This window comes from Burkholderia sp. Nafp2/4-1b (assembly GCF_003635165.1).
Lineage (GTDB): Bacteria > Pseudomonadota > Gammaproteobacteria > Burkholderiales > Burkholderiaceae > Burkholderia.
Map to the genome: position 1 here is coordinate 41,764 of NZ_ML058600.1, position 11,602 is coordinate 53,365.

Genomic DNA, 11,602 nt, shown 5'->3' on the forward strand with positions numbered 1-11,602 from the left:
GGTTGACCGGTGCGGCCGAGTACATTGCGCTGCTGGCGGAACCAGCTCGACGTGGCGGAAGAATCCGTATGACGCGAGACAGGACAGCCACCGGCGATGCACGCAACGGCACACAACGGCTGCCCAGGCGAACGGCAAAAACGGCGCCCCGCGCTTCACGGTGGGATGCTCCACCTTGAACCCGAAGGGTTCTATCGCCAGTCACGCAGGGGTGATGAGCGCGTTAGTTTATTGGATGCGTCATGAATAGGCAACCGCACGGCCGTGACGCGGAAACAATAAGGGTCAGATTTTATGCTCCCGTGCCGACGCGCTTCGCCGCCTTGCCGCGGTGCGGCATTCTCAGTAGGCTTGCGGGATACTATCCGCTACTTTGTTACCGACCAGGAGCAGCAATGATTGTGTTCGTCACAGGGGCGTCCGCCGGTTTCGGCGCCGCCATCGCCCGAGCGTTCGTCAAGGGCGGCCATCGCGTCGTCGCCACCGCGCGTCGCAAGGATCGCCTCGATGCGCTCGCGTCCGAACTCGGCGACGCGCTCCTGCCGTACGAGCTCGACGTGCGCGACCGCGCCGCCGTCGAAGCCGTGCCGGCGGCCCTCCCCGCAGAGTTCGCCGAGCTCGACGTGCTCGTCAACAACGCCGGTCTCGCGCTCGGCGTGGAGCCGGCCCAGAAGGCCAGCCTGGACGAGTGGCAGACCATGATCGACACGAACTGCTCGGGCCTCGTGACCGTCACGCATGCGCTGCTGCCCGGCATGATCGCGCGTGGCCGCGGGCACATCTTCAACCTGGGTTCGGTGGCCGGCACCTATCCGTATCCGGGCGGGAACGTATACGGTGCGACCAAGGCTTTCGTCCGACAATTCAGCCTGAACCTGCGCGCCGACCTGATCGGCACGCCGTTGCGCGTGACCGACATCGAGCCGGGCCTGTGCGGCGGTACGGAATTCTCGAACGTCCGCTTCCGCGGCGACGACGCGAAGGCTGCGAACGTCTACCAGAACGTCCAGCCGCTCACGGCCGAGGACATCGCCGACACCATCTACTGGATCGCGACGCGGCCCGCGCACGTCAACATCAACACGATCGAGATGATGCCGGTTGCTCAGGCCCCGGCAGGCCTCGCGATCCATCGCGGCTGACCCGTCGCAGCACCCGCAGGCCCGCCTCCGGCGGCCTGCGGCGTGCTACGGCGTACTACATTCCGTTACGAAACGGTTACGAATCCGGCTGCGGCCTTCCGGTAGAATGCGCGCCATGACTCAGCCTACCCGCTCCCCGGACGCGCCCTCCGGCTTTACCTGGCCGGTACGCGTGTACTACGAGGATACCGATGCAGGCGGCATCGTCTTCTATGCCAACTACCTGAAATTCTTCGAGCGCGCCCGCACCGAATGGCTGCGCGCGTGCGGGATCGACCAGCGTCGGCTTGCCGACGACACGGGCGCGATCTTCATCGTGCGCAGCACGTCGCTCGACTACCGCGCGCCGGCGCGACTCGACGACGCACTGACGATCACGAGCCGGCCCGGACGCATCGGCCGCGCATCAGTGGAATTCACGCAGGAAGCATGGCGTGGCGACACGCTGCTCGTCGCCGGACACATCCGCCTCGGCTGCGTCGACCGAACCGGTATCCGGCCCGCGGCGATCCCGCCGGCCGTACTCGACGTGCTGCAACGCGGGCCCGTCATCGACGCCGGGCAGACTGTATTGTCAACGAAGCTCGGATGAGCGCCGTTTAGACAAAGCCTATGAACTTGCCTTCCTGAATCGATACTAAGCAAGGTTCGGCGCCAGGCATGGCCGGCGCGCCGCGCCGCACGCACACCGTGCGCCCTCGCCGGGCATCCCCGAAGGGACGTTACTCAAACCTCTATGAACACTTCTCAAGACCTGTCGATCATTTCCCTCGTCCTCAACGCGAGCGTGCTGGCCCAGGCCGTGATGGGGCTGCTGTTGCTGCTGTCGCTGATGTCGTGGACCTTCATCTTCCGCAAGTGGTTCGCGATCCGCCGCGCCCGCGCGCAAACCGAACGCTTCGAAAGGGATTTCTGGTCGGGCGGCGACCTGCAGGCGCTGTATCAGAGCGCGGCCAACAACCGTCACACGATCGGCGCGCTCGAGCGGATCTTCGAATCGGGGATGCGTGAATTCCTGAAGGCGAAGGAAAAGCGCATCAGCGACCCGGGCCTCGTGCTCGATGGCGCACGACGCGCGATGCGCGCGTCGTTCCAGCGCGAAATGGATGTGCTGGAGGCGAACCTCGCGTTCCTCGCGTCGGTCGGCTCGGTCAGCCCGTACATCGGTCTGTTCGGCACCGTCTGGGGGATCATGAATTCGTTCCGCGGGCTCGCGAACGTGCAGCAGGCGACGCTCGCGAACGTCGCGCCCGGCATCGCCGAGGCGCTCGTCGCCACCGCGATCGGCCTGTTCGCCGCGATTCCCGCGGTGGTCGCGTACAACCGCTACGCGCACGACATCGACCGCCTCGCGATCCGCTTCGAGACCTTCATCGAAGAGTTCTCGAACATCCTGCAGCGTCAGGCCCAGTAAGGAGCACGCCATGGCAGGAAGTCCCATTCGATCCAGCATGCGCGGCGGCCGTTCGCGCCGCGCGATGGCCGACATCAACGTCGTGCCGTACATCGACGTGATGCTGGTGCTGCTCGTGATCTTCATGGTCACGGCACCGCTCGTCGCCCCGTCGATCATCAATCTGCCGACCGTCGGCAACGCGGCACCGCAGGAACAGACGCCGCCTGTCGTCGTCAACATCAAGGCCGACCGCACGATGAGCGTCAAGTACAAGGGCGACTCCGGCGCGACGCAGGAAGGCACGATGAGCAAGGCCGAGCTCGACAGCTTCATCATGGCCCGGCAGGCCGATCATCCCGACCAGCCGGTCGTCATCGCGGCCGACAAGACCGTGCAGTACGATGCGGTCATGACCGTGATGTCGGATCTGAAGGCGCGCGGCGTCAAGCGCGTCGGCCTCCTCGTCAAATCGCAATGAACCGGCAGCAATCCACGCGCAGCAACGGCTACCCGTCTCAGCCCCCGCGCGAGCGCGGTACGTGGCGCGCGTTCGCGCTGGCCGCGCTGATGCACGTGCTGCTCGCGCTGTTTCTCTACCACGGCGTGCAGTGGCAGAACAGCACGCCGGCGGGCGCCGAAGCCGAGCTGTGGACCGAGGTGCCGGATGTCCCTGCGCCGCGGCCCGTCGTCACGCCCACGCCGCCCGCGAAACTCGCGCCGCCCCCTCCCCCGGTCCGGGACGAGCAGGCGGACATCGCGCTGCAGCAGAAGAAGCGGCAGCAGGAAGCGGCAGCACGAGAAGCGCTGCTCGAGCAGCAGCGCCGCGCACAACAACTGAAGCAGCAGGAAGAGGAAGCCCGCCGCGCGCAGCTCGCGGCCCAGCAGGCCGCCGCGCTCGCCGCGGAAAAGGCCGCCGAACGTGACAAGCAGAAGCAGGTAGCGAAACTGAAGCAACAGCAGCTCGCCGAGCAGCAGAAGCTCGAACAGCAAAAGCTCCAGCAGCAGAAACAGCAGCAACAGAAGCAGGCGCAGCAGGAAGCACAGCAGGCGGCGAAGGCCAAGGCGGATGCCGCCGCGAAGGCGAAGGCCGAAGCGCAGGCCAAGGCGAAGGCCGAAGCGGCTGCGCGTGCGAAGGCGGATGCCGCGGCGAAGGCGAAGCTCGACCAGGAACGAAATGCGCGGCTCGCGCAGATGCAAGGCCTCGCAGGCGCCGGCGAAGGCGGCGGTCAGGGGCTCGCGAAAAACGGCACCGGCACGGGTTCCGGCGGCAACGCCGCGTCGCCCGGCTACGCCGACAAGGTGCGCCGGCGCGTGAAGCCGAACATCGTGTGGGGCGGCGAACGCGCGGGGCTCACGACGATCGTGAAGATCCGCTGTACGCCTTCGGGCGACCTGTTGAGCGTCTCGGTCTCGCGGCCGAGCGGCAATTCGGGGTGGGATCAGGCGGTCGTCAATGCGATCCAGGCGTCGGTTCCGTTACCGCCCGATACTGACGGTCATACCCCGTCCAGTATTACGATTACCTTCAAGGCGGCGGAGTGAGCGGAAATGCGCTTACACTCCGTGCGTCGCTGGCGGACGGGAACGAATCGGGTATTTTTACTGTCTCTGCGGTTGCGCAGCGATCCAAGTCACATGGGAAGCAGAAGCATGAGTTTGATGACGAAACTAGGTTTCAGGGCACTCGTGGCCTCGTGTCTGATTGCGGCGGGCGGCGCCGCTAACGCGCAGGTCAACGTGGTGATCACCGGTGTCGGTTCGACCCAGTTCCCCATCGCTACCGCGAACTTCGCAAACGAGGCGGGCTTGCCGCAGCAGGTCACGTCGATCGTCCGCGCGGACCTCGCGCGCAGCGGCAAATTCACCAATATCGACGCGGGCAGCACGCCCGTGCCCGAGACCGCTTCGGTCGATCTCGGCGCATGGAAGGCCAAGGGTGCGAATGCGTTCGTCGCCGGCAGCGTGAACCGCGAAGCGAATGGCCAGTACAAGGTGAACTTCATCCTGTACGACACCGTGAAACAGCAAAGCCTCGGCGGCCTGTCGCTGACGGCGAACGACACCACGCTGCGCACGGCCGGCCACAAGATCGCCGACTACATCTACCAGAAGCTGCTCGGCGTGCGCGGCGTGTTCGCCACGCGGCTGTCGTACGTGATCAAGACCGGCAACCGCTACCAGCTGCAGATCTCCGATTCGGACGGCCAGAACGCGCGCATCGCGCTGTCGAGCACCGAGCCGATCATCTCGCCGGCGTGGTCGCCGAGCGGGACCAAGGTCGCGTACGTATCGTTCGAGCGCAAGAAGCCGATCGTCTACATCCACGACCTGCCGACCGGCCGCCGCTACATGGTCTCCGACCAGAAGGGCAACAACAGCGCGCCGGCGTGGTCGCCGGACAGCGACACGCTGGCCGTCGCGCTGTCGCTGACGGGCAATACGCAAATCTATACGGTCAATGCGAACGGCGGCGGTCTGCGCCGGCTCACGCAGAGCAGCTCGATCGACACCGAGCCGTTCTACTCGCCGGACGGCCGCTGGATCTATTTCACGAGCGATCGCGGCGGCGCGCCGCAGATCTACCGGATGCCCGCGCAAGGCGAAAGCGCCGGCGCGGCACAACGCGTGACCTTCACCGGCAGCTACAACACCAGCCCGCGCATCAGCCCGGACGGCAAGCTGCTGGCCTACATCTCCCGCACGGGTGGGGGGTTCAAGCTGTACGTTCAGGATCTGCAGACCGGCGCGGCGAACGCCATCACGAACACCAATCGCGACGAATCGCCGAGCTTCGCGGCAAACGGCCAGTACCTTCTCTACGCGACCCAGTCGGGTGGTCGTAACGTGCTGGCAGCAGTGCCCTCCGACGGCAGCGCGCCGCCGCAGATCCTGTCCGTCCAGGGCGGCTCCGTTCGTGAGCCGTCGTGGGGGCCCTTCATGCAATGACCACAAGGAGATTAACCATGATGTCGAACAAAGCTCGTCTGGCCCTGGCCGTGATGATGATCAGCGCGCTCGCAGCGTGTAAGTCGGGCGTGAAGCTCGACGACAAGGCCAACGCAGGTGCGGTCAGCACGCAGCCGAGCGCCGACAACGTCGCACAAGTGAACGTCGATCCGCTGAACGATCCGAACAGCCCGCTCGCGAAGCGCAGCATCTACTTCGATTTCGACAGCTATTCGGTGAAGGACGAGTACCAGCCGCTGATGCAGCAACACGCTCAGTATCTGAAGAGCCACCCGCAGCGCCACGTGCTGATCCAGGGCAACACCGACGAACGCGGCACGAGCGAGTACAACCTCGCGCTGGGCCAGAAGCGTGCGGAAGCGGTTCGCCGTGCGATGGCACTGCTCGGCGTGAACGACTCGCAGATGGAAGCCGTGAGCCTCGGCAAGGAAAAGCCGCAAGCATCGGGTCACGACGAAGCATCGTGGGCGCAGAACCGTCGCGCCGACCTCGTCTACCAACAGTAAGTAACGGAAGAGTTGCCGTATGACGCACCGTGTAACCTGGCTGCGCGTGGCCGCAGCATTCTGCGTCGTCGGCGCGGCGTGGTCGGCCGCGCCGGCGCACGCCGGCATGTTCGACGACAATGAGGCGCGCCGCGCCGTGCTCGATCTGCGCAGCAAGAGCGACAACCTGTCGAACCAGTTGTCGGCCGCCCAGCGTACGATCCTCGATCAATCCGGCCGTATCGACCAGCTGAACCAGCAGGTCGCGACGCTGCGCGGCGAGAACGAGGACCTGACGAACCGGCTGACGACGCTCGAACGGCAGCAGAAGGAGTACTACCAGGATCTCGACACGCGACTCAAGAAGTTCGAGCCGCAACAGGCGACGATCGATGGTGTCGAAGGCACCGTGCAGCCGGGTGAAACGGAGGCGCTCAGCGCGGCACAGCAGCAGTTCCGCAACGGCAACTTCAAGGCGGCTGCGGCTTCGTTCCGCAGTTTCATCGCGAAGTATCCGCAGAGCCCGTACCAGCCGACCGCGCAGTACTGGCTCGGCAATGCGCAATACGCGCTGCGCGACTACCGTGGCTCGACTGCGACGTGGCAAGCGATCGTGAGCAAGTATCCGCAGCATCCGCGCGCGGCCGACTCGCTCGTCGCGATCGGCACGAACCAGCTCGAGCAAGGCCAGAAGGCGGCCGCGAAGAAAACGTTCGAGCAGGTCGTGTCGCAGTACGCCGGATCGAACGCTGCGCAGACCGCGCAGGGCAAGATCGAGAGCATCAAATAATTGTCGCGACAGGTTGTTGACAGACCTGCAATCCGTCGCTATAATTTTTTGCTCTTCGGGTCGCTGAACGAATTAACGCAACGGCCCGACAGGTTTCAAGAACGTGGGGTGGTAACTCAGTTGGTTAGAGTATCTGACTTTTAATCAGAGAGTCGAGGGTTCGAGTCCCTCCCACCCTACCAACTATCTTCGATAGTGCAATTAAAGCCTCCCAAGTGGAGGCTTTTTTGCGTCTGCTTCCGCCGTGTCGCGTTCGGCATCATCGCGAGCAGTGCCTGCCCAGTGCGTTCACGATCGCACGCGCACCCGGCTGCGCGCTCGTGAGACGTTTGCGCTAAAAATTGACACTCAATCGTATCGAAACCCTCAGCGCGAACGATCAGAATGAGTCCTGCATCGCCCGGGATCGCGGCATCCGCCGCCCGCCCCTTCTCTTCTCGAAAGGACGCATCATGCTGAACTGGAACGAATACCGAAAGGAACTCTCGACCCGCATCGGCGACATCGCGAAGCTGTCGCCCGACACGCTGGCCGGCTATCAGGCGCTGGCAGGCGCGGGCGCCAAGACGGGCCATCTCGATGCGAAGACGCGCGAGCTGATCGCGCTCGCGGTGGCCGTCACGACGCGCTGCGACGGCTGTATCGCCGTGCACACGGCCGAAGCCGCGAAGCATGGCGCGACCAAGGAGGAAGTGGCCGAAGCGCTCGGCGTCGCGATCGCGCTGAACGCGGGTGCGGCGCTGGTCTACTCGGCCCGCGTGATGGATGCGCTCGGCGACTGACGCGCGCGCTCGCTGCAACTGTTGCAGAGCGTTGCAAGGCGATCACGGCGGCCTCGTCCAATCGGCCGGCCGCCGCGGATCGCCTGCGGCTGCGCGATGAAGTCGGCTACCATGCGCGAAGATTCATCGCGAAGGAGCGCTTCATGTGCCGCTGGCTCGCCTACACCGGTAATCCGATCCATCTCGAGACCGTACTGTTTCGCGCGAAGCATTCGCTGATCGACCAGAGCCTGCATTCCGAGCTCGGCGCGACCACCACCAACGGCGACGGGTTCGGCATCGGCTGGTACGGCCACCCCGACGAACTGCCGTTCCGCTACCGTTCCGTGCACCCGGCGTGGAACGACCGCAACCTGCGCGAGGCTGCGCGCGCGATCCGCTCGCGGATGTTCATCGCGCATATCCGCGCGGCCACCGACACGCCCGTTCAGGAAACCAACTGCCACCCGTTCCGCCACGGTCGCTGGCTGTTCGCGCACAACGGGCTGATCCGCGATTTCCACAAGCTGCGCCGCGACTTGACGATGAAGGTCGACCCGGCGCTGTTCCCGACGCTCGAAGGCTCGACCGATTCCGAGCTGATGTTCCGTCTCGCGCTGACCCACGGCCTCGAGCAGACGCCGCTGCCGGCGCTCGAGCGAATGGTCGGTGTGATCGAGGAAGCCGGCGCACGGTATCGCGTCGCGGAGCCGCTCAACATGACGATCTGCGCGACGGACGGCGACCAGATCATCGCGGTGCGCTACTCGAGCGAACGGCAATCGCGGTCCCTGTTTCACAGCACGTCGTTCAAGCACCTGCACGAACTCTATCCGCACAATCCGCGCATCGCCGAAGCGGGCGACGATGCGTTCATGGTCGTGTCGGAGCCGCTCGTGGACCTGCGCGGCGCATGGGAAGAGGTGCCGGAAAACACGGCGATCGTCGCGCATGGGGCGGAGGTGCAGCAGCGGGGGTTTAGTCCGCGGCACAAGTAGGCCGCGAAGGCATGCACGTGCTCAGTCGCCGCGCGTGAGCCGCATGCGGACGGAATCGAGTTCGGCGGGTAGCCGGGGCAAGCGCGGGCGACGCCGCGTGAGCGCCGTGAAGCCCAGCCGCTCGTACAGCGCCCGGGCCCGCGCGTTCCGGGTCAGCACGTCGAGCACGATGTCGCGGCTATCGTCGCCCGGCAGCACGCCTGCATCGAACGCATCGCGAAACAACGCCGTGAAGATGCCCTTGCCGCGCTGGCGTTCGTCCGTCGCGCAGTGTGCGATGAGGATCTGAGAACGCTTCGGCGCCGGAATCTCCGTTTCGAGCACCAGCCCGCGCAGCAGTTGCCCAATCGTGCGGCGCACGCCGAAAAAGCGCGCCAACGCCCACACGATGTGAACGTCGTCGAACATCGTCCGGCACCCGTCATGGATCGCCATCACCGCAAGCACGGTGCCGTCGACACCGACCGCGACCCGATGCCGACGCCACGAGAACCGGCCGTGACGCGACCGGAACGCCTGCTGCAGAAACGCGATGCAACGCGCATCGCTTTCACCCAGGAAGAAACCGAATTCACCGACGCCGGATGCGAAGACGAGCGGCGCGCATGCCGCCGCATCGTCCGCGAAGGCGGCGCGAAACGTCGTCAATGGGCCGCGCAGCGGAGCGTCAACCGACGACACATGCGCCGCTGCGGACGTCATGCCGCTCGCCCAGCCAGACGCGCCAGCACGCCAACCGTCCGGCTGATCTGCTCCGGCTCGTGCGTCGAACAGATGAAGAACCGCAGGCGTGCAGCCTTCTCCTCGACGGCCGGATAAAAGATCGGCTGCACGTTGATCCCTTCTTCGAACATCGCGTTCGCCCACTGCGCGGCCTTCAGCGAACTGCCGGTGATCACCGGCACGACCGCATACCCGGCGCTCGTGCCGGTGTTCAGTCCCGCGGCACGCGCCTCGGTCAGAAATTGCCGCCCGCGCGCCTGCAGTTGCGCAACCCGCTCCGGTTCGGCTTCCAGGCGCTCGAGCGCGGCCAGCGACGCTTCGGCGAGCGTCGGCGCAAGTCCGACGCTATAGAGAAAGCCCGGCGCCAGATGACGCAGCATGTCCACGAGCGGCTGGCAGCCTGCGATGAAACCGCCGCAACCGGCCAACGTCTTGCTCATCGTGCCCATCCACATGTCGACCTCGTCGGGTGCGACCGCGCAATGTTCGCGGATGCCCTTGCCCGTCGCACCGAGCACGCCAAGCGAATGCGCTTCGTCGACCAGCAGGAACGCGCCGTGACGCGTCTTCACGTCGACGAAGCGCTGCAGGTCCGGGAAGTCGCCATCCATGCTGTACAGCCCTTCGATCGCGATCAGCACGTGCCGGTATTCGCGCCGCACGCGCGACAGCAATTCGTCGAGCGCCTGCCAGTCGTTGTGCGCGAAGCTCAGCCGTTTCGCGCCGCTCAACTGCGCGCCCTGCACGATGCTGTTGTGCGCGAGCGCATCGTGGACGATCAGGTCGCCGGGGCCGAACAGCGCGCCGATCACGGTCACGTTGGTCGCGTGGCCGCTCACGAACGCGACGCAATCGTCGGTCTCGTAGAACGCGGCGAGCGCACGCTCGAGATCGCGTTGCACCGGGCGCTCGCCCGCGACCATCCGGCTCGCGGACGCCGACGTGCCGTAGCGGTCGATCGCCGCCTTCGCACGCTCGGATACGACCGGATGGCCGGCGAGGCCGAGGTAGTTGTAGTTCGCGAAGTTCACGTATTCGCGGCCGCCGATGCGCGTGGTCGCGCCGGCAACGCCATCGTGCACGCGGAAGAACGGCGAGTCGACACGCAGCTTCTCGCCCATCTCGCGCATGATTCTGACCTGCTGATACTGCGGCATCGATTCGAAGCGGCTGCGCGCCGATGCGGCCTGTGCCGCCGGCGTAGCGGGCATGCCGGGAGCCGCGGCCGCTTCGGTCGCCCGCTCCAGTTGCCGTTTCAGCGCTTTCGCCGCCAGTTGCTGACGAAGGTTTTCTCGGAGTGCCATCGCTTCGTTCGCGGTATGTCGCGAATCCGTTATGAGGTATGAGGTACCGCTTGTCTTTTCAAAAGGCGCCGATTCAGGTTTCCGCGAACTCGACCCACTGCCAGGCGTCCCGGTCGGCCAGCAGCGCATCGACCAGCCGGAAGTTCATCTCGTGGCTCGGGCGCAGCGCACTCACGCGCGCGAGCAGCGGCGCACCGGCCAGCGCGAGATCGCCGATCAGGTCGAGCACGCGATGCCGGACGAATTCGTGCGGCAGCCGCATCCCGCCCAGTACACGATTGCCGACGATCGACGCGGTGCATGACGGCCGTGCGCCGCGCAGGACCGGCACCCCGCGCACATAGCCGGCGATGATCGCCGGCACGGCCCATTTCACCCGTCCGTACGAGCGCGACGGCGCGATTTCGGTCGTAAACGTGTCCGGTGTCAGTGCGCCATCCCATTGCATGTCGCCGAAGCCGCGCAGGTCGTTGCGCACGCTCAGTTCGTAGCGCGCTGCCGGCTCGATCCGCATTTCGCGTCGCTGATCGCCTGCGCCGTCTGCGACCACGACGGGCCGCAGCACACGGATGAACCGCTTCGGTGCGTCGAGCGCGGTGCGGCCGCATGCACGGATCGCGTCGACCCACGGTGCGGCGCTGCCGTCGAGAATCGGCACTTCCTCGGCATCGAGTTCGACGATCGCGTGATCGATTTCGCACGCCAGCAGCGATGCGAGGAGATGCTCGATCGTGCGAACGGCGACACCATCGGCGTTGCGCAGCATCGTGCAAAGCGGCTGTGCGCGGCGCAGGGCGGGATCGACTTCGAGCAAGCCGAGCTCGCGTCCGTTGCGCATCCTTCGGAACACGATCCCGTGACGGCCGCCCGCCGGCTTGACCGGCTCGATCCGTACCCGCACGTGCCGCCCGGTATGCAACCCATGTCCGGACAACACGAGCGGCCGCGCCAGCGTGCCCTCATTCGGCTGCCATCCCGGTGGCAACGAAGCCCGAACAATCCCTGCGTCGCCCGACACGCTCGCGCTTCCTCGCTC

General features: G+C 65.8%; 13 protein-coding genes, 1 tRNA gene and 1 riboswitch. Of the genes, 11 read left to right on the forward strand and 3 right to left on the reverse strand.

Features of this window, described 5'->3' with window-relative positions:
* Window positions 1-114: 114 nt before the first annotated feature.
* Window positions 115-215, reverse strand: a riboswitch (ZMP/ZTP riboswitch).
* Between the two features lie 180 nt (window positions 216-395).
* The 11 genes from C7H84_RS08180 (at window position 396) to C7H84_RS08230 (ending at window position 8,539) form a co-directional block, all read left to right on the forward strand.
* The gene (locus C7H84_RS08180) at window positions 396-1,142 is read left to right on the forward strand and encodes an SDR family NAD(P)-dependent oxidoreductase (protein WP_121858346.1); all 747 of its coding nucleotides are present in this window, start codon (window positions 396-398) and stop codon (window positions 1,140-1,142) included.
* A 106-nt stretch (window positions 1,143-1,248) separates the two neighbouring features.
* The gene (gene ybgC / locus C7H84_RS08185) at window positions 1,249-1,734 is read left to right on the forward strand and encodes a tol-pal system-associated acyl-CoA thioesterase (protein ID WP_121858347.1); all 486 of its coding nucleotides are present in this window, start codon (window positions 1,249-1,251) and stop codon (window positions 1,732-1,734) included.
* 144 nt (window positions 1,735-1,878) lie between these two features.
* Entirely contained in the window at window positions 1,879-2,556 is a 678-nt protein-coding gene (tolQ, locus tag C7H84_RS08190; RefSeq protein WP_010091489.1) for a protein TolQ, read from the forward strand.
* A 10-nt stretch (window positions 2,557-2,566) separates the two neighbouring features.
* On the forward strand, window positions 2,567-3,016 hold the full coding sequence (gene tolR / locus C7H84_RS08195; protein WP_121858348.1) for a protein TolR: 450 nt from the start codon (window positions 2,567-2,569) through the stop codon (window positions 3,014-3,016).
* Window positions 3,013-4,080 carry a cell envelope integrity protein TolA gene (gene tolA, locus C7H84_RS08200; protein WP_121858349.1) on the forward strand — a complete coding sequence of 356 codons (1,068 nt, stop codon included), beginning with the start codon at window positions 3,013-3,015 and terminating at the stop codon, window positions 4,078-4,080. Before tolR ends, tolA begins: the two co-directional genes overlap by 4 nt.
* Window positions 4,081-4,188: 108 nt before the next feature.
* Window positions 4,189-5,484: a Tol-Pal system beta propeller repeat protein TolB gene (gene tolB, locus C7H84_RS08205; protein ID WP_121858350.1), complete on the forward strand. Its 1,296-nt coding sequence runs from the start codon at window positions 4,189-4,191 to the stop codon at window positions 5,482-5,484.
* Window positions 5,485-5,501: 17 nt separating this feature from the next.
* On the forward strand, window positions 5,502-6,011 hold the full coding sequence (gene pal, locus C7H84_RS08210; RefSeq protein WP_006753270.1) for a peptidoglycan-associated lipoprotein Pal: 510 nt from the start codon (window positions 5,502-5,504) through the stop codon (window positions 6,009-6,011).
* A 19-nt stretch (window positions 6,012-6,030) separates the two neighbouring features.
* On the forward strand, window positions 6,031-6,780 hold the full coding sequence (gene ybgF / locus C7H84_RS08215) for a tol-pal system protein YbgF (RefSeq protein ID WP_121858351.1): 750 nt from the start codon (window positions 6,031-6,033) through the stop codon (window positions 6,778-6,780).
* A gap of 105 nt (window positions 6,781-6,885) precedes the next feature.
* Window positions 6,886-6,962 (forward strand) — tRNA-Lys (locus tag C7H84_RS08220).
* A gap of 270 nt (window positions 6,963-7,232) precedes the next feature.
* Window positions 7,233-7,562 (forward strand): carboxymuconolactone decarboxylase family protein, encoded by a 330-nt coding sequence (locus C7H84_RS08225; protein WP_027788276.1) that lies wholly within the window; start codon window positions 7,233-7,235, stop codon window positions 7,560-7,562.
* Window positions 7,563-7,705: 143 nt separating this feature from the next.
* Window positions 7,706-8,539 (forward strand): class II glutamine amidotransferase, encoded by an 834-nt coding sequence (locus C7H84_RS08230; protein WP_121858352.1) that lies wholly within the window; start codon window positions 7,706-7,708, stop codon window positions 8,537-8,539.
* A gap of 21 nt (window positions 8,540-8,560) precedes the next feature.
* Here C7H84_RS08230 and C7H84_RS08235 read toward each other — a convergent pair whose 3' ends face one another.
* The 3 genes from C7H84_RS08235 to C7H84_RS08245 form a co-directional block, all read right to left on the reverse strand.
* Entirely contained in the window at window positions 8,561-9,241 is a 681-nt protein-coding gene (locus C7H84_RS08235; RefSeq protein WP_121858353.1) for a GNAT family N-acetyltransferase, read from the reverse strand.
* The gene (locus C7H84_RS08240) at window positions 9,238-10,566 is read right to left on the reverse strand and encodes an aminotransferase class I/II-fold pyridoxal phosphate-dependent enzyme (protein ID WP_121858354.1); all 1,329 of its coding nucleotides are present in this window, start codon (window positions 10,564-10,566) and stop codon (window positions 9,238-9,240) included. Before C7H84_RS08240 ends, C7H84_RS08235 begins: the two co-directional genes overlap by 4 nt.
* Before the next feature lie 73 nt (window positions 10,567-10,639).
* Window positions 10,640-11,566, reverse strand: coding sequence for a UDP-3-O-acyl N-acetylglycosamine deacetylase (locus C7H84_RS08245; protein WP_121858561.1), 927 nt, complete (start codon window positions 11,564-11,566; stop codon window positions 10,640-10,642).
* Window positions 11,567-11,602: the final 36 nt, after the last annotated feature.

Coding starts and splice junctions, on each gene's coding strand:
- tolR (WP_121858348.1), top strand. CDS start 2,567: ATGGCAGGAAGTCCCATTCGATCCAGCATGCGCGGCGGCCGTTCGCGC.
- C7H84_RS08240 (WP_121858354.1), bottom strand. CDS start 10,566: ATGGCACTCCGAGAAAACCTTCGTCAGCAACTGGCGGCGAAAGCGCTG.
- C7H84_RS08230 (WP_121858352.1), top strand. CDS start 7,706: ATGTGCCGCTGGCTCGCCTACACCGGTAATCCGATCCATCTCGAGACC.
- C7H84_RS08180 (WP_121858346.1), top strand. CDS start 396: ATGATTGTGTTCGTCACAGGGGCGTCCGCCGGTTTCGGCGCCGCCATC.
- ybgC (WP_121858347.1), top strand. CDS start 1,249: ATGCGCGCCATGACTCAGCCTACCCGCTCCCCGGACGCGCCCTCCGGC.
- ybgF (WP_121858351.1), top strand. CDS start 6,031: ATGACGCACCGTGTAACCTGGCTGCGCGTGGCCGCAGCATTCTGCGTC.
- C7H84_RS08225 (WP_027788276.1), top strand. CDS start 7,233: ATGCTGAACTGGAACGAATACCGAAAGGAACTCTCGACCCGCATCGGC.
- tolQ (WP_010091489.1), top strand. CDS start 1,879: ATGAACACTTCTCAAGACCTGTCGATCATTTCCCTCGTCCTCAACGCG.
- tolB (WP_121858350.1), top strand. CDS start 4,189: ATGAGTTTGATGACGAAACTAGGTTTCAGGGCACTCGTGGCCTCGTGT.
- C7H84_RS08235 (WP_121858353.1), bottom strand. CDS start 9,241: ATGACGTCCGCAGCGGCGCATGTGTCGTCGGTTGACGCTCCGCTGCGC.
- tolA (WP_121858349.1), top strand. CDS start 3,013: ATGAACCGGCAGCAATCCACGCGCAGCAACGGCTACCCGTCTCAGCCC.
- pal (WP_006753270.1), top strand. CDS start 5,502: ATGATGTCGAACAAAGCTCGTCTGGCCCTGGCCGTGATGATGATCAGC.